At 64.0% G+C, this 17,086-nt stretch carries 13 protein-coding genes; 6 read left to right on the forward strand and 7 right to left on the reverse strand.

The features are described from left to right. Nucleotides 1-14: 14 nt before the first annotated feature. On the reverse strand, nucleotides 15-509 hold the full coding sequence (locus tag GGR23_RS08915; protein ID WP_246365163.1) for a SixA phosphatase family protein: 495 nt from the start codon (nucleotides 507-509) through the stop codon (nucleotides 15-17). Nucleotides 510-784: 275 nt separating this feature from the next. On the opposite strand from GGR23_RS08915, the gene dksA reads away from it, so the two are divergent. Next, nucleotides 785-1,204, forward strand: coding sequence for an RNA polymerase-binding protein DksA (gene dksA, locus GGR23_RS08920; RefSeq protein ID WP_183365868.1), 420 nt, complete (start codon nucleotides 785-787; stop codon nucleotides 1,202-1,204). 183 nt (nucleotides 1,205-1,387) lie between these two features. On the opposite strand, the gene GGR23_RS08925 is transcribed toward dksA, so the two are convergent. After that, on the reverse strand, nucleotides 1,388-2,341 hold the full coding sequence (locus GGR23_RS08925) for a flagellar biosynthetic protein FliO (protein WP_183365869.1): 954 nt from the start codon (nucleotides 2,339-2,341) through the stop codon (nucleotides 1,388-1,390). Between the two features lie 419 nt (nucleotides 2,342-2,760). On the opposite strand from GGR23_RS08925, the gene cckA reads away from it, so the two are divergent. Continuing rightward, a complete protein-coding gene (cckA, locus tag GGR23_RS08930; RefSeq protein ID WP_183365870.1) occupies nucleotides 2,761-5,364 on the forward strand; it encodes a cell cycle histidine kinase CckA in 2,604 nt (867 codons plus the stop codon). A gap of 82 nt (nucleotides 5,365-5,446) precedes the next feature. On the opposite strand, the gene GGR23_RS08935 is transcribed toward cckA, so the two are convergent. After that, a complete protein-coding gene (locus GGR23_RS08935; RefSeq protein WP_183365871.1) occupies nucleotides 5,447-6,373 on the reverse strand; it encodes a pseudouridine-5'-phosphate glycosidase in 927 nt (308 codons plus the stop codon). Between the two features lie 52 nt (nucleotides 6,374-6,425). Next, nucleotides 6,426-7,370 carry a carbohydrate kinase family protein gene (locus tag GGR23_RS08940; RefSeq protein WP_183365872.1) on the reverse strand — a complete coding sequence of 315 codons (945 nt, stop codon included), beginning with the start codon at nucleotides 7,368-7,370 and terminating at the stop codon, nucleotides 6,426-6,428. A gap of 244 nt (nucleotides 7,371-7,614) precedes the next feature. On the opposite strand from GGR23_RS08940, the gene recA reads away from it, so the two are divergent. Further along, the gene (recA, locus tag GGR23_RS08945) at nucleotides 7,615-8,703 is read left to right on the forward strand and encodes a recombinase RecA (RefSeq protein ID WP_183365873.1); all 1,089 of its coding nucleotides are present in this window, start codon (nucleotides 7,615-7,617) and stop codon (nucleotides 8,701-8,703) included. A gap of 155 nt (nucleotides 8,704-8,858) precedes the next feature. Next, nucleotides 8,859-11,516, forward strand: a complete 2,658-nt coding sequence (gene alaS, locus GGR23_RS08950) for an alanine--tRNA ligase (protein WP_183365874.1) — start codon at nucleotides 8,859-8,861, stop codon at nucleotides 11,514-11,516. A 70-nt stretch (nucleotides 11,517-11,586) separates the two neighbouring features. Here alaS and GGR23_RS08955 read toward each other — a convergent pair whose 3' ends face one another. Further along, complete coding sequence (locus tag GGR23_RS08955; RefSeq protein ID WP_183365875.1) at nucleotides 11,587-13,263, reverse strand: SulP family inorganic anion transporter; 1,677 nt, start codon at nucleotides 13,261-13,263, stop codon at nucleotides 11,587-11,589. A gap of 177 nt (nucleotides 13,264-13,440) precedes the next feature. Here GGR23_RS08955 and GGR23_RS08960 point away from each other — a divergent pair, with 177 nt between their 5' ends. Continuing rightward, on the forward strand, nucleotides 13,441-14,295 hold the full coding sequence (locus GGR23_RS08960) for an AraC family transcriptional regulator (protein WP_183365876.1): 855 nt from the start codon (nucleotides 13,441-13,443) through the stop codon (nucleotides 14,293-14,295). Nucleotide 14,296: 1 nt separating this feature from the next. Further along, on the forward strand, nucleotides 14,297-14,908 hold the full coding sequence (locus tag GGR23_RS08965; protein ID WP_183365877.1) for a GyrI-like domain-containing protein: 612 nt from the start codon (nucleotides 14,297-14,299) through the stop codon (nucleotides 14,906-14,908). Here the strand turns inward: GGR23_RS08965 and GGR23_RS08970 are convergent, their stop codons facing one another. Beyond that, complete coding sequence (locus GGR23_RS08970; RefSeq protein ID WP_183365878.1) at nucleotides 14,909-15,538, reverse strand: glutathione S-transferase family protein; 630 nt, start codon at nucleotides 15,536-15,538, stop codon at nucleotides 14,909-14,911. It abuts the gene before it with no gap. Nucleotides 15,539-15,644: 106 nt separating this feature from the next. Further along, nucleotides 15,645-16,859: an NADP-dependent isocitrate dehydrogenase gene (locus GGR23_RS08975; RefSeq protein WP_183365879.1), complete on the reverse strand. Its 1,215-nt coding sequence runs from the start codon at nucleotides 16,857-16,859 to the stop codon at nucleotides 15,645-15,647. Nucleotides 16,860-17,086 lie beyond the last annotated feature (227 nt).

The raw sequence follows: 17,086 nt of genomic DNA on the forward strand, positions 1-17,086 counted from the left end.
GAAGGCTGTCGGGCTCAGCTGCGCAGAAAGGCGGTCAAGGCCCAGCCTTCTTCGGCAATGTCGCCCACATGGGTAAGGACGGCAAAGCCCGCCGTCGGATACCCGTCCGGAACGGCTTCCGCCGCCGTGCGCATTCCGGCCAGCGTCTCGAGAATCTCTTCCATCGCCGGGTTGTGGCCGATCAGCAGGATGCTGGCATGCCCCCGGTGCTGCGACAGCCGGTCGAAGTAGGCCGCGGGAGGTGCATTGTAGAGGTCGTCGCAATAGACGATGTCGGGCGGGTGGCCGAATGCCGAAAGAAAGGCATCCGCCGTCTCGCGGCAGCGCTGCGCCGTCGAGCAAAGCACGAGCTCCGGCCGGAAACCGGCATCGGCCGCCCGGCGCGACACGGCCAGCGCCTCGGCCTGGCCCTGCCCGTCGAGCCGGCGGTCGAAATCGGTCTGGCCGGGCATGGCCCATCCGGATTGAGCGTGGCGCATCAGGAAGATGCGCGAAGGCGGAGGCGGCATGAAGGGCATCCGGCAGTCCCGAGGTGTAACGTTTCGCGATCAGGTAACGGCCTTCCGCCAGGTTCGTCAACCGAAACCATGGTGGCAGAGAGCGGCTGAGGGACGCTCTTCAGTATTCGGTCATATTTTTGATATAAAATAGAAAAACGGGGTTCAAACAGCCGTGTCATTGGGTTCACAACCAAAAAATGCGGCGGGGATGAGGAAGGCTTGAACGTTAAGGGATTGTTGCGATATACACCCCGGCACACGAGATGTTCTTCAGGAGAATCGCGTTGAGTGAGAAGATCGATCTTAGTACCTATGTGCTCTCGGAATCCGACGAGTTCATGAACCCGTCCCAGAAGGCCTATTTCAAGGCCAAGCTTCTGGCCTGGAAAAACGACATCCTGCGCGAGGCCCGCGAAACACTCGACCATCTGGCCGAGGAGAGCGCGAACCATCCGGATCTCGCCGACCGCGCTTCCTCCGAAACCGACCGCGCGATCGAGCTTCGTGCTCGTGACCGCCAGCGCAAGCTGATCTCCAAGATCGACGCGGCGCTGCAGAGGATCGAGGACGGCACCTACGGCTACTGCGAGGAAACCGGCGAGCCGATCGGCCTGAAGCGCCTTGATGCCCGTCCGATCGCCACGCTGTCGATCGAGGCCCAGGAACGCCACGAGCGCCGCGAGAAAGTTTACCGGGACGAATAAGTCCGAATGATGTCGCCGCCAAAAGCGGCGGTTTTTGTTTGTGGACCTTTCATTCATGAGGGGCGCGGGAAACCGCGCCCTTCGTCGTTTCCACGCCGGTTTCTTCCGCAACAGGAAACCCGCCTGCGAAGGCGGGTCCCGAATCGGCGCGGAAGCGGGCAGATGGGCCGCTGGGCCCGGCTTTCACCCTTCGTTGTTGCGGCCCGTATCGCCGAAGATCCGGGCAAGGCCGGCCTGCATCGTGCTGCGCTGCGGGTCGGGCGACGCGCCGGTGATGCGGGGGAGGTTCGGGTCGCGCCGTGGCGCCTCGGACGGCTGACCGCGGGCCTGCCGCTTTGCCGCCTCCAGACGTTCCTCCATTTCCCGTGCGAGAATGTCGTCGAAGTCCTCGTTCGCCGGCGAGGAGGGCGGTGAGCTGCGTGGCGCCGGTGCCTGCGTGCGCCGGCGCGCCGCCTCGAGTTCGCGCGCGAGTGCGGCCTCTTCCGCAGAAGACTGCTCTTCCCGGGCCGACGGCGGGATCGGGCGGATGCCGCGCGACAGGGTGACGGGGCGAATGGTGCCGGGCGGCGGTTCACCGGGGCTCTGTTCATAGGATGGCTGGCTTACCCGCGGCTTCAGGTACTGACCGCTTGCCATGCGCTCGTCGTCCAGCTCGTCATCCCATTCCTGATAGCCGAGCGGCGCTGCGCGATCGGGCGCGCGCGCTGCCTCCGTGCGGGGCTGCACGGCGGGGCGACGGGGCGGGGCCGGGGGCTCGTATGCCTCTTCCTCCTGGAAGTCGTAGCCGTACTCCTCCTCGGGCTCCGCCGCCTCGTAGGGGGCGTCGATGCCCGTTTCGATCACCACATCCGTCGGTCCCCCGACGAGCACCAGATGCTCCACATTGTCCCGCCGGATGAGAATGGCACGGCGGCGAGGGTCGACCTGTATCGTCTCGATCACCCGGATCCGGTCGCGGCGGCCGCGGGAGCCGCCGAGGAAACTCGCGCCCCTGAAGGAGGGGACCGCTCCGAAAATGCCGCCCGGAAAGCGGCGCCGCAGAACGAGCACCAGTGCAAAGAAGCCGGCCATGGCCAGCCCCACAAGGACAATGGCGATCAGGAACTTCAAACCCAGCGAATCCGATACTGTATCCATGCAATCGTCTCCCGGCGTCATGCCGAGCCCGGCACGTGGGGCCGGGCATTATGTTTATCTCAAATCAATAGGACGGCTCTGGCCGCGATGCAGAGCGTTAACGGAATCAAACGCCTTTTTTTGACTCGAGACAAGCGCAGGGCGGCGATTGTCCAAGCATTCCTCGGTGCGTGCGCCGGATTTGGCGCATCCGGACACGGAAGGCCGGCGCGTTGCGCTAATCGCCTGTCCTAACTTGGGGAATTGCGCCGCCGATCTTGTCTATCCCCTTCACCGTGACGCAAATTGATACTATTGATTCGGCACATCGGGACATCAAGGAAAGAGGCGGGCGCACGCTGCCTGATCGACGCCTGGGGCCGTTGGCTGAGGTGATTGGCCCCGTCGGTTGTACTCATCGCCGCGGGCGTGGGGGATGAATGGACACTGTTAAGCCGGCCAAGGGTGACAACAAGGCGCTGGTGGACCGGAGCACGGCTCGCGGCGCCACCTGGCGGATCCTGCTTCTGGCCATCATTCTGCTCGGCTCCTCCGTGGCCTTTGTCCTCTTCCGCGAGTCGCTGACCAACGAGCTGGTGCTTGGCCTTCTCGGCGTGCTGGCCATGGCCGGCATCTTCTTCATCGTGTCCGCCATCATCGGGTTCGTCGAGATCATGCCGCCGGCCAGCCGCGTGACGGTAGACCGGGGCTATCTCGACAGCCACCCCGACGGCTTCCTGATCACCGATCCGAAGGGACACATCCTCTACGCCAATGCCGCCTACGGCGCGCTGACCGGCGCGACCCGCGCCAAGGACGTGCAGTCGCTGGAAATGCTGCTTTCCCGCACGAAAGAGTCCGGCGAGGCGCTCTACCGCCTGTCGAACCGTCTCCAGTCGGGCAAGAACGGGCACGAGGAATTCCGCCTTCTGAAGCCGCTCGGCCAGCCGATGGGCAGTTCCGGTGCCCACTGGTACCGGCTGAAGGCGCGCATACTGCCGTCGCCGCTCAAGGGCCAGCCCGCCAATCGGGTGTGGCAGATCACCGACATCACCGCCGAACGGGACGACCAGGAGCGCTTCTTCAAGGAGCTGCAGAACGCCATCGACTATCTCGATCATGCGCCTGCCGGCTTCTTCTCGGCAGGCCGCAAGGGCGAGATCATCTATCTCAATGCCACCCTTGCCGACTGGCTGGGCATCGACCTGACGAAGTTCACGCCCGGGGCGCTCTCCATCGCAGACCTCGTTGCGGGAGAGGGGCTGGCGCTGATCCAGTCCATCGAGGCCGATCCGGGTGTCCGCAAGACGGCGACCGTCGATCTCGATCTGCGCCGCACCAACGGGCAAAGCCTGCCGGTGCGCCTCGTCCACAGCGTCACCTTCGCGCGCGACGGTGCGCCGGGCGAAAGCCGGACCATCGTGCTCTCCCGCGGCAGCGATCGCCGGGACGACGATGCCTCGATTTCGGCGATGCGGTTCAACCGCTTCTTCAACAACACGCCGATGGCCATCGCCTCGGTTGACGGCCATGGCCGCATCCTGCGCACCAATGCGCCGTTCCTGCGCCTCTTCGCCGGTGTCGTGACGCGCGACGACGTGGAAAACGGGGTGCCCGTGGACATGATCGTGCCGCCGGCCGAGCGGCCGCTCATGGAGAATGCGCTTGCTGCCGCCAAGGACCGGCAGGGCGACATCGCCCCCATCGATCTACGGCATCCCAAGGACGAAACGCGCCACCTTCGCTACTACGTGAACGCCGTCATCGATCAGTCCGACGAGGCGCCGGAGGAATCGGCCATCGTCTATGCCGTCGAGGTGACCGAGCAGAAGGCGCTCGAAACCCAGATGGCGCAGACGCAGAAGATGAATGCGGTCGGCACGCTCGCGGGCGGCATCGCGCATGACTTCAACAACGTGCTGACAGCCATCCTGCTGTCGTCCGATCACCTGCTGCTGCAGGCGCGGCCGTCCGATGCGAGCTTTGCGGATCTGATGGAGATCAAGCGCAACGCAAACCGCGCCGCGGTGCTTGTGCGCCAGCTTCTCGCCTTCTCCCGCAAGCAGACGATGCGCCCTTCGGTGCTGGTGCTGACCGATGTGGTGGGCGACCTGCGCATGCTGGTCGACCGCCTGCTGTCCGGCACGAACGTGAAGCTGAAGGTGGACTACGGGCGTGATCTCTGGCCGGTCAAAACCGACCTTTCCCAGTTCGAGCAGGTGCTGATCAATCTCTGTGTAAACGCCCGAGACGCCATGCCGAAGGGCGGCGAGCTGACGATCCGGACCCGCAACTTCACCGGCGGCGACGTGGCGGCGCTGAATGTCCCCGACGTTCCGGCCGAAGACCACGTGGTGGTGGAAGTGACCGACACCGGCACCGGGATTGCGCCCGATATCATGGACAAGATCTTCGAGCCCTTCTTCACCACCAAGGAAGTGGGCAAGGGCACCGGCCTTGGCCTCGCCATGGTCTACGGTATCGTCAAGCAGTCCGGCGGTCATATCCAGGCGGAGTCGGAAGTGGGCAAGGGCACCACCTTCCGGATCTTCCTGCCGCGCTTCGTGCCCGAGGTGGCGCCGGAACCGGCACCGGCCAGGACGGGAAGCGAACAGGCTTCCGGCCCTTCCGCACCCGCTGCCCAGGCCGAACCCGTCGACCTCACCGGCAAATCCGCCGTCGTGCTGCTGGTGGAGGACGAGGAGGCCGTGCGCCGCGGCGGAAAGCGCATGCTGGAAACCCGAGGCTACACGGTTCACGAGGCGGGGTCCGGCATCGAGGCGCTGGACATCATGGACGAACTCGACGGCAAGGTGGACATCGTCGTGTCCGACGTGGTCATGCCGGAGATGGACGGGCCGACGCTGCTGACCGAACTCAGGAAGAAATATCCCGATCTCAAGTTCATCTTCGTTTCCGGCTACGCGGAAGATGCCTTTGCCCGCAACCTGCCGGCGGACGCGAAGTTCGGCTTCCTGCCGAAGCCGTTCTCGCTCAAGCAGCTGGCCGAAGCGGTTTACGAAATGCTCGACGGCAAGAACTGAAGCCCCGGGGCACAATCATGCTGCGGATATGGAAAAGGCGGCGAGTGGCCGCCTTTCTCATTTCCGGCGTCTGCGCCTGGCTTCAAAGGGCCATGGCGACCGCGATTTCAGCAGCGAGATGGGCATTGTTCTCGACCAGCGCGATGTTGGTGCGCAGCGAGCGGCCTTCGGTGATGTGATAGATCCGGTCGAGCAGGTAGGGGGTAACCGCCTTGCCGGTAATATCGTTGTCCTCGGCTTCGGCAAGCGCCTTGCCGATGTAGATCTCCATTTCCTCGCGCGGAATTTCGGCCGCTTCCGGCACCGGATTGGCGACAAGCATGCCGCCATCGATGCCGAGCTGGTCGCGCGTCTTCTGGAAGTTGGCGATGGCCGCCGGGCTGTTCAGCATCAGCGGCGTGGGCAGCCCGGAGCTGCGCGACCAGAAGGCGGGGAAATCGGGGCTGTCATAGGTAACGACCGGGACGCCGCGGGTCTCCAGCACTTCGAGGGTCTTGGGAATGTCGAGGATCGCCTTTGCGCCGGCGCATACCACGATGACGGGCGTGCGGGCGAGCTCCTCGAGGTCGGCGGAGATATCGAAGCTGAGTTCCGCGCCGCGATGGACGCCGCCGATGCCCCCAGTTGCGAACACCTTGATGCCTGCCCGTGCAGCCGCGATCATGGTCGCCGCGACGGTGGTGGCACCGGTGCGGCGTTCGGCAATCGCAAAGGCAAGATCCGCGCGGGAGACCTTCATGGCGCCCTTCGTCTGTGCAAGCTCGAGCAGCTCTTCCTTCTCCAGGCCGATGTGAAGCCGCCCGTGGATGACGGCGATCGTTGCGGGAACGGCGCCCTCCTGACGGATGATGGCTTCCACGCTTTCGGCCATGTGCAGGTTGCCCGGATAGGGCATGCCATGGGTGATGATGGTGGACTCCAGCGCCACGATGGGCGCGCCGCGCTGCTTGGCAGCGGCGACTTCACGGGAGAAGGAAACGGGCAGTGCCTGGGACATGGGTCTGGTCATGGGAAGCATTCCGGATGGGCGCCGGCGGATTGCGGCGCTGGGTTGAAGCTATTCAAGACAATATTTCCGCCCGGGGTACAAGGGGCAGCATTTCGGCAAGCCGCTCGGCCGAAAGATCGGGCGCGCAGGCCAGCGGCGAGGCAAGCGTGATGAGGGCCGCCGCCGTGCCCCAGCGGATCGCCTCGGCCAGCGGAAGGTGGTGCAGGCTGGCCGACAGCACGCCGGCGGCAAAGCTGTCTCCGGCGCCGGTGACGTCGGCAATGGAATCCGGCCGGGGAGGCGTGAGACCGACGGCAGCCCTTTCGTCGAAAAGCACGGCCTGCCTGCCTCCGCGCGTGACCGCGCCGGCTTTCAGGCCCGCCTTTCGCAGCAGGGCCGGCCAATCGGCAGCGTTATCAGGGCGCGCGCCGGCGATCACCTCGGCCTCTGCCTCGTTCAGGAACAGCCAGCTCATCGAAGGAAGCGCTGCCCGGTAGCGGCGCACCTTGGCGGGCGAGATGGCAATGCCGGCAACGGGAATGTTCCTCTCGGCCGCCATGGCCGCGATGGCGGCGAGCGTTTCTGCCGGCAGGTTCGCGTCGCAGACGACCATTCCGGCCTCTTCGAAACGGGCACGCAGCTGCAGCGTCGTCAGACGGCGCGGTGAGAAGAGCGCATAAAGCTCCATGTCCGCAAGGGCGATGACCAGATTGCCGTCCGCCTCGAGAATGGCCGTATAGCTCGGTGTGCGCCGGTCGAGATAGGTGAGGGGATGATCCTCGATGCCGGCCTCCGCAGCCGCTTCGCCAACGGCTGCGCCCTCGCGATCGCCGCCACGGGGCGACACCAGCGCCACCCGATGCCCGAGCCTCGAGAGATTGCGGGCCGCATTGAAGCCGCCGCCGCCCGGCTCCTCGAACCAGCTGCCGGGGTTGCTTGCGCCCGGCACCGTCTCGCCGCTGATCCTTCCGCGTCTGTCGATGTGGGCCCCGCCCAGCACCAGGATGGAAGACCCCATCACGTCCCCTTCGATTTGCTGCCGGCAAAAGGCGATTCGACCCCGCGCGGCATGGCCGGCTCCGCTTTTCCCGTCCGCTGCGGCTACCCTTCATCCCCTTGAAAACAAAAACAGAACAGATCAAGGTTCCGCTTTTTGAATCAAGACCTTGAAGGGGTCTTGAAAAATGAGAACAAAAAGAGTACATACAGGCGGTGGGAAGCTTCGTTGCCTGTGCAGCTTCAATAACCTAAAGGTGGATCATATGTCACAAAATTCTTTGCGGCTTGTAGAGGACAAAACGGTGGATAAAAGCAAGGCACTGGACGCGGCGCTCTCCCAGATCGAACGGGCGTTCGGCAAGGGATCGATCATGAAGCTCGGTTCCAACGAGAATGTGGTGGAGATCGATACCGTCTCGACGGGCTCTCTCAGCCTCGACATCGCGCTCGGAATCGGTGGCCTGCCGAAGGGCCGCATCATCGAGATCTATGGTCCGGAAAGCTCGGGCAAGACGACCCTGGCCCTGCAGACCATTGCCGAGGCCCAGAAGAAGGGCGGCATCTGCGCCTTCGTCGATGCCGAACACGCTCTCGATCCGGTCTATGCCCGCAAGCTTGGCGTCGATCTCCAGAACCTGCTGATCTCGCAGCCCGACACCGGCGAACAGGCGCTTGAAATCACCGACACGCTGGTGCGGTCCGGCGCGATCGACGTTCTGGTCGTCGACTCGGTCGCGGCCCTGACGCCGCGTGCGGAAATCGAGGGAGAGATGGGCGACAGCCTGCCGGGTCTCCAGGCCCGCCTGATGAGCCAGGCGCTGCGCAAGCTGACCGCCTCGATCTCGCGCTCCAACTGCATGGTCATCTTCATCAACCAGATCCGCATGAAGATCGGCGTGATGTTCGGCTCGCCGGAAACCACCACGGGCGGCAACGCGCTGAAGTTCTATGCCTCCGTGCGCCTCGACATCCGCCGCATCGGCTCCGTCAAGGAGCGCGACGAGGTGGTGGGCAACCAGACCCGCGTGAAGGTCGTCAAGAACAAGATGGCGCCTCCCTTCAAGCAGGTCGAGTTCGACATCATGTATGGGGAGGGCGTCTCCAAGACCGGCGAGCTTATCGATCTCGGCGTCAAGGCCGGCATCGTCGAGAAGTCGGGCGCCTGGTTCTCCTACAACAGCCAGCGCCTGGGGCAGGGCCGCGAGAATGCGAAGACCTTCCTGCGCGACAATCCGGATCTGGCCCGCGAGATCGAGACGGCGCTGCGCCAGAATGCCGGCCTGATCGCCGACCGCTTCCTGCAGAATGGCGGTCCCGAGGCCGACGATGGCGACGGTGCAGCCGACATGTAAGGCCTTTGCGAGGCAATTATTTTAGAAAAGCGGCCGCGGATCGATGGATCGGCGGCCGCTTTCGTTTGTCGTGCTGGACAGGGCAAAACGGGGGCGATAAAAGCCAATGGTTTTTATGGATGAACCGCCTTCGGGGCGGAAATGAAGGGCGTGCTATGAGCGGTGTGAATGATATCCGGTCGACCTTTCTCGACTACTTCAAAAGGAACGGGCACGAGATCGTCTCGTCGAGCCCGCTCGTGCCGCGCAACGATCCGACGCTGATGTTCACGAATGCAGGGATGGTGCAGTTCAAGAACGTCTTTACCGGTCTTGAATCCCGCCCCTATTCCACGGCGGCAACCGCGCAGAAATGCGTGCGCGCCGGCGGCAAGCACAACGACCTGGACAATGTCGGCTACACCGCCCGCCACCACACCTTCTTCGAGATGCTCGGCAACTTCTCCTTCGGCGATTACTTCAAGGAGCGGGCCATCGAGCTGGCCTGGAACCTGATCACCAAGGAATTCGGCATCGACGCCAAGCGTCTTCTGGTCACCGTCTATCACAATGACGACGAGGCCTTCGGGCTGTGGAAGAAGATCGCCGGCTTCTCCGACGACCGCATCATCCGCATCCCGACGTCCGACAATTTCTGGGCCATGGGCGATACCGGTCCCTGCGGCCCGTGCTCGGAAATCTTCTACGACCATGGCGGTCACATCTGGGGCGGTCCTCCCGGCTCGCCGGAAGAGGATGGCGACCGCTTCATCGAGATCTGGAACCTCGTCTTCATGCAGTACGAGCAGGTGACGAAGGAAGAGCGCGTCTCGCTGCCGCGCCCGTCGATCGATACGGGCATGGGGCTGGAGCGCATCGCGGCGCTGCTTCAGGGCAAGCACGACAACTATGACATCGACCTTTTCCGCGCGCTGATTGCCGCATCCGTCGAACACACGGGCGTGCCCGCCGAAGGCGAGCGCCGCGCCAGCCACCGCGTGATCGCCGATCACCTGCGTTCCTCCGCCTTCCTCATTGCCGACGGCGTTCTGCCGTCGAACGAAGGCCGTGGCTACGTGCTTCGCCGCATCATGCGCCGCGCCATGCGCCATGCGCAGCTTCTCGGCGCCCGCGATCCGCTGATGTGGAAGCTGCTGCCGACACTGGTGAACGAGATGGGCCGCGCCTATCCCGAGCTGCAGCGCGCCGAAGCGCTCATCTCGGAGACGCTGAAGCTCGAGGAAACCCGTTTCCGCAAGACGCTGGAGCGCGGCCTTTCGCTGCTTTCCGACGCCACAAGCACGCTTTCTAAGGGCGACAGCCTCGATGGCGAAACCGCCTTCAAGCTCTATGACACCTATGGCTTCCCGCTCGACCTCACGCAGGATGCGCTCCGCGCCCGCGGCATCGGCGTGGATCTCATGGGCTTCAACGACGCCATGCAGCGGCAGAAGGCCGAAGCCCGCGCCCATTGGGCCGGCTCCGGCGACAAGGCGAATGAAACGATCTGGTTCGAGCTGAAGGAAAAGCACGGCGCGACCGAATTCCTGGGCTATGACACCGAGCGCGCCGAAGGCGTTGTCCAGGCGCTGGTGCGCGATGGCAAGGCTGTCGATGCCGCTTCGGCCGGCGAGGCCGTTCAGGTCGTCGTCAACCAGACGCCGTTCTATGGCGAATCCGGCGGTCAGATGGGCGATACCGGCATCATCGAGACCGACACCGCAAAGATCAGGATCACCGATACGCAGAAGAAGGGCGAGGGCCTGTTCGTCCATGCGGGCGAGGTGGTCGAAGGTTCGGTCAAGACCGGCGATGCCGTCGTCCTGACCGTGGACCACGCGCGCCGCGGCGCGCTGCGTGCGAACCATTCCGCAACCCATCTCCTCCACGAGGCGATGCGCGAGGTGCTGGGCACCCACGTGGCGCAGAAGGGGTCGCTGGTTGCGCCGGAGCGCCTGCGCTTCGACGTCTCTCATCCCAAGCCGATGAGCGCGGACGAGCTCAAGGTTATCGAGGACATGGCGAACGAGATCATCGTTCAGAATTCGCCGGTCTCCACGCGCCTCATGAGTGTGGACGATGCGATTGCCGAAGGCGCCATGGCGCTGTTCGGCGAGAAGTATGGCGACGAGGTCCGCGTGGTATCGATGGGTACGGCGCTGCGCGGCGAAAAGGCCGGCAAGGCCTATTCGCTCGAGCTCTGCGGCGGCACCCATGTGGGCGCGACCGGGGAAATCGGTCTCGTGCGCATCCTGTCCGAAAGCGCCGTCGGTGCTGGCGTTCGCCGCGTCGAGGCGGTGACCGGGGATGCGGCCCGCGCCTATCTGGCGGAGCAGGACGAGCGCGTGAAGGCGCTGGCTTCCACGCTGAAGGTCCAGCCGGGCGATGTCGTCTCCCGCGTCGAAGCGCTGATGGACGAGCGCAAGAAACTGGAGCGGGAACTGGCCGAGGCCAAGCGCAAGCTCGCCATGGGTGGCGGTTCTGCCGGTGGCGATGCGCCGGAGGAAATCGGTGGCGTCAAGTTCCTCGGCAAGGTGATGACCGGCGTGGATGCCAAGGACCTGAAGCCGATGGCGGACGAGGGCAAGGCCAGCCTGGGCTCGGGCGTCGTGACCTTCATCGGCGTATCGCCGGATGGCAAGGCAAGCGCCGTCGTGGCCGTCACGGAAGATCTCACCGGTCGCTTCAGCGCGGTCGATCTGGTGCGCGTCGCGTCTGCGGCGCTCGGCGGAAAGGGCGGCGGCGGCCGTCCCGACATGGCGCAGGCCGGCGGTCCGGATGGTGCACAGGCCGATGCCGCCATCGCCGCCGTCAGGAACGCGCTCGCCGGCTGATCCTGATCAACGAGCCCTTGCGACAAGCCCTCCGCCGAAAGGCCGGAGGGCTTTTCCGTTTCGGCACGCCTCAGGCGGGCGATTCGCCTGCTGCGCGGCTCTGGGCATCGCCTTCGCGCGCGCGGGCGATCTCGTCGAGAGCCAACTCCAGAGAGGGCGAGAAGACCACGCGCGGTTCATGAACCTCGTGGTGCTCCAAGGTTTCGCGGACCGCGGCGGATGCACCGGAAACATAGACGCGGGTTCCCGTCCTGGCTGCCTTGCGCACCGCGCCTTCGATGAGGTTGGCGGCGGTGGAATCCATGAAGGGAACGCCCTGGCAATCCAGCACCACCTGGCGATAGCCGTTGGCGATGCGGTCCAGCAGCGGGCCTGCCTGCGGCGCTGCGCCGAAGAAGAGCACGCCCTCTATGCGGTAGACGAGCGTATCGCTGGCAGCCCCTTCCACGGGGTTCTCGGTTTCGTCCGCCTGGCCCGGTCGTTCTTCCACCTTCAGGGTCTTGCTCATCCTGTCGATGAACAGAATTGCCGAGACGGCGAGGCCGACGACGATGCCTTCGGTGAGGTCGCGGAAAACGACGAGCAGGAAGGTGACGAGGAGAACGATCGCATCCGCCCGGGAGGAGCGAAGAAGGGCCGCGAAGGCCGGCTTTTCGACCATGTTCCACGCAACGACGGCCAGAACGCCGGCAAGGCTCGCCAGGGGAATGTATCCGGCAAGCGGGGCCGCGATCAGCATGAAGGCGAGGAGAAAGGCGGCGTGCAGCATGCCGGAAACGGGGCTTGTGGCGCCTGAGCGCACGTTTGTCGCGGTGCGGGCGATCGTGCCGGTCACGCAGATGCCGCCGAAGAGCGCGGATCCGATATTTGCCACTCCTTGCGCGATCAGCTCCATGCTGGAGCGGTGGCGACGGCCCGTCATGCTGTCCGCGACGACGGCGGAGAGAAGGGATTCGATGGCGCCCAGCAGCGTGAAGGCGATGGCATCGGGCAGGACCGCGACGACCTTCTCCATGGTGAAGGCCGGAACCGCCGGCATGGGCAGGGTGCGGGGAATGCCGCCGAACTTGCTGGAAATCGTATCGACCGGCAGTGCCATGAGCTGCGTCAGCACTGCCATCAGCGCCACCGCAATGAGCAGCGCAGGCCAGGCGGGGCGGAACCTCCGGATGACGAGAATCACCGCAATCGTGGTCAGCGAGAGCAGGAGGGCAGCCGGATTGAGCGTTGCGATGCCGCGGGACAGCGCCATCAGCTTTTCGATGACGGGCCCCGGTTCGCCGCCCTCGATCCGGATCCCGGTGAGATCGCGGATCTGGCTTGCAAAGATGATGACGGCGATGCCGGCCGTGAAGCCGACGGTAACGGGGTAGGGGATCAACCGGATGAACCGGCCGAGCCTCAGCAAACCCGCAGCAATCAGGAACAGTCCCGAAAGCGCCGTGGCGATGAGGAGGCCATCAAGGCCCTCGCGGGCCACGGTCGCCGAGACGAGCACGATGAACGCGCCCGCCGGACCGCCGATCTGGTGACGGCTGCCGCCGAGAAGCGAAACGAGGAAGCCGCCGACAATGGCGGTGAAGAGCCCCCTGTCGGGTGTGACGCCGGAGGCGATGGCAATTGCCATGGAAAGCGGAAGAGCCACGATGGCGACGGTCAGCCCCGAGAGGGCATCGGCCTTGAGCCGGGAAAGGTCATAACCTTCCTGAAAAACGGTCACCAGTTTGGGTACCAGCCTGTCCATCATCCGGGTTCTCCTCGAGTGTCCTGGGGTCGTCATCCGATCCTGTGACAGCAAAGCTGCGCCGCCAGCATTGCCCGTAGCATTTCTGCCGATATCATGCCTTGCGTTTCGAAAGGTCCGCAGGATTTGTGAAGCCGCTTCGTGCTGAAAAGCGGGTATCGGAAGAAGACGGGAGAGCGAATGCACCAGACCTGTTCATGGGCACTCTACGAAGGCAGGCTGCGCCGTGTCACGGCCTATATCCACGATCACCTGGATGAGGATCTCGACATGGAACGGCTGGCGGAAATCGCCTGCCTGTCGCCCTATCACTGGCACCGCATCTACAGGGCGGTTCAGGGGGAGACGCTGGCCCAGACAGTGCGGCGGCTGCGCCTGCAGCGGGCGGCCAATGCGCTGGTATCCACCGCGGAACCCGTGATTGCCATCGCCAGGCAGAACGGTTATCCGAGCCTCGCCTCCTTCTCCCGAGTGTTCAAAACGAGCTACGGCCTTTCCCCCGCAGACTACCGCAAGCGGGGCGGGCATGTGGCCATCAAGACCGCCATCGGGCAGGGAGACATGCGGATGTATGACGTGGAATTCAGGACAATGGAACCGGTGAAGGCCATCGGAGTGGATCACCGGGGGCCTTACATCACCATCGGAAAGGCTTTCGAAACGCTCTGGGGTCTTCTCTGGGCCCGCAACCTCGCGGAGCCGGGGGCGAAGATGTATGGAGTCTATTATGACGATCCGGAGGGCGTGGCGCCGGACCAGCTGCGCTCGGCCGCCTGCGTCGCCACATCCAAGCCCGACATGGCTGTCGAGGCGCCGCTCAGGCCGATCGCGATTGCAGGCGGCCGCTATGCCGTCCTTACCCACAAGGGACCCTACAGCGAGTTGCACCTTGCCTACACCTGGCTCTACGGCCAATGGCTTCCCGCTGCCAACATCGAGGTGAGAAACGAGCCCGCCATCGAGATCTATCCCAATACACCGCAGGATACCGCTCCGCAGGACCTGATCACAGAAATCTGCATTCCGGTGGTGTGACATGAAGCACGACCTCAGGAAGGAGATGCCGCACTTTTTCGAAGCCCCGAAAGGGCGCTTCGAGGAAGTGACGCTTCCGCCGGCGCGCTATTTCGCCGTCGACGGCTTCGGAAATCCCAACACAAGCCCGGCCTACAGGGCTGCCGTCGAGGCGCTATACCGCGCGTCCTACAAGCTGAAGTTCCTGAGCAAGGCAGCCGGAGCGGATTATACCGTTCCGCCCCTCGAAGGCCTTTGGTGGGCGGAGGATCCTGCGGTCTTTGCGGCAAGGAACAAGGATCACTGGTCCTGGCAGATGCTGATCCTCATTCCGCCCTTCGTCGGGGAAGCGCTCGCGGAAAAGGCCGTGGCCGCCTGCGTGGCAGCCACGCCCGATGCCGAGGGTTGTCTCCGCACGGTGACGCTTGCGGAGGGAACCGTTATCCAGACCCTCCACGTGGGCAGCTATGACGACGAGACGCCTGTGCTCGACAAGCTTCACCACGAGGTGATGCCCGCCGGAAACTGGACATTCAACGGGCACCATCACGAGGTCTATCTCTCGGATCCCCGGCGTACGGCGCCGCAGCGTCTGAAGACCATCCTGCGCCAGCCGGTGAAGAAGGCGGGCTGATCAGCCGGCTGCCTTCATGGCCTCGCCTTCCTGCTCGCAAAGCGCATGGGTTCTGCGATAGGCCTCGCGGCTGCCGATCCTGCGGGCATAGTCCTCGAAGGCGGGGCGCTTCTCGATGGAGCCGAACATCAGGCCCCAGGCGACGGCGGAACCGACATAGACATCGGCTGCGGTAAAGCGGTTGCCGGCGATGAAATCATAGGCGGAGACGGCCTTTTCCAGCGTGTCCATCACCTGCTCGTAGGAGCCGTAACCGCTCATGCGCTGGTTCTGATCAGGGACGACGAAGCCCATGGCGCGGTTGGTCACGGCCTGCTCGAGAGGTCCTGCGGCAAAGAACATCCAGCGGTAATAATCGGCGCGCTCCTCGGGACGCGGGGCAAGACCGGTCTCGGGGAAGGTCTCTGCCATATAGGCGCAGATGGCGGCGCATTCGGTGATGATGCGGTCCCCGTGTTTCAGGGCGGGCACCTTGCCCATCGGGTTGATGGCCCGATAGTCGGCGGCCTTCATGGAAGGGCCGAAGGGCACGTTCACCACTTCATATGGCTGGCGCGATTCCTCCATCATCCAGCGCGCGATGCGGCCACGGGACATGGGATTGGTGTAAAGGGTCAGGCTGCCGGTCATGGTTCATCCTCCTCGCTCGGATATGGCACGATAGCGGGGGATTGGGGCAGGGCAACAAAAAACCCGGCCTGTGGCCGGGTTTTCGTCTCATGTCTTTTCAGGAGCCTCAGGCTGCCATGGCGGCCTTGAGGTTCTCGTCGATCTTGTCGAGGAAGGCGGTCGTCGAGAGCCAGGGCTGATCCGGGCCGATCAGCAGCGCCAGATCCTTGGTCATGAAACCGGACTCGACGGTCTGGATGCAGACCTTTTCCAGCGTTTCGCAGAAACGGGCGAGCTCCTTGTTGTCGTCCAGCTTGGCGCGGTGGGCGAGACCACGGGTCCAGGCGAAGATCGAGGCGATGGAGTTGGTCGAGGTTTCCTGGCCCTTCTGGTGCTGGCGGTAGTGGCGCGTCACGGTGCCGTGCGCGGCTTCTGCCTCCACGGTCTTGCCGTCGGGGGTCAGCAGCACGGAGGTCATCAGGCCGAGCGAGCCGAAGCCCTGCGCGACCGTATCGGACTGCACGTCGCCGTCATAGTTCTTGCAAGCCCAGATATAGCCGCCGGACCACTTCAGCGCGGAAGCGACCATGTCGTCGATCAGGCGGTGTTCGTAGGTGATGCCGATCTCGTCGAACTTGGCCTTGAATTCGGTCTGGTAGACTTCCTCGAAGATGTCCTTGAAGCGGCCGTCATAGGCCTTCAGGATGGTGTTCTTGGTGGACAGGTAGACCGGCCACTTGCGCATCAGGCCGTACATCATCGAGGCACGGGCGAATTCGCGGATCGATTCGTCGAGGTTGTACATGGCCAGCGCCACGCCGGCGCCGGGCGCCTTGTAGACTTCCTTCTCGATCGTCTGGCCGTCTTCGCCGACGAACTTGATGGTCAGCGTGCCCTTGCCCGGGAACTTGAAGTCGGTGGCCTTGTACTGGTCGCCGAAGGCGTGACGGCCGACGACGATGGGCTTCGTCCAGCCCGGGACCAGGCGCGGCACGTTCTTGCAGATGATCGGCTCGCGGAAGATCACGCCGCCGAGGATGTTGCGGATGGTGCCGTTCGGCGACTTCCACATTTCCTTCAGGTTGAACTCCTTCACGCGGGCTTCGTCCGGCGTGATGGTGGCGCACTTGATGCCGACGCCATGCTTCTTGATGGCGTTTGCAGCGTCCACGGTAACCTGGTCGTTGGTGGCGTCGCGATTTTCGACCGAGAGGTCGTAATACTCGATGTCGAGATCAAGGTAGGGGAGGATCAGCTTGTCCTTGATCAGCTGCCAGATGATGCGGGTCATCTCGTCGCCGTCGAGGTCGACGACCGGATTTGCCACCTTGATCTTGTTCATGAAACCATCCTCTAGAAATGTGGGGGATGCCTGACGAGGAATCCCCGAGGGAGTTGATGCGGGATGCCGCGCTATAGCATTCCCGGCAGGGATCGCAAAGGCACCAGAAAGTCGATGCTTGTCTTTTCGCCCCCAAAATTGGCCGGTTTGCGAAACGGGCGCGACCGGGCGGCCGCATTGTCCGCGTATCGTATAATGGTTATGTCTTGCTGAAAGGTGCAGAGGAT

The organism is Gellertiella hungarica (assembly GCF_014197145.1).
Taxonomy (GTDB): domain Bacteria; phylum Pseudomonadota; class Alphaproteobacteria; order Rhizobiales; family Rhizobiaceae; genus Gellertiella; species Gellertiella hungarica.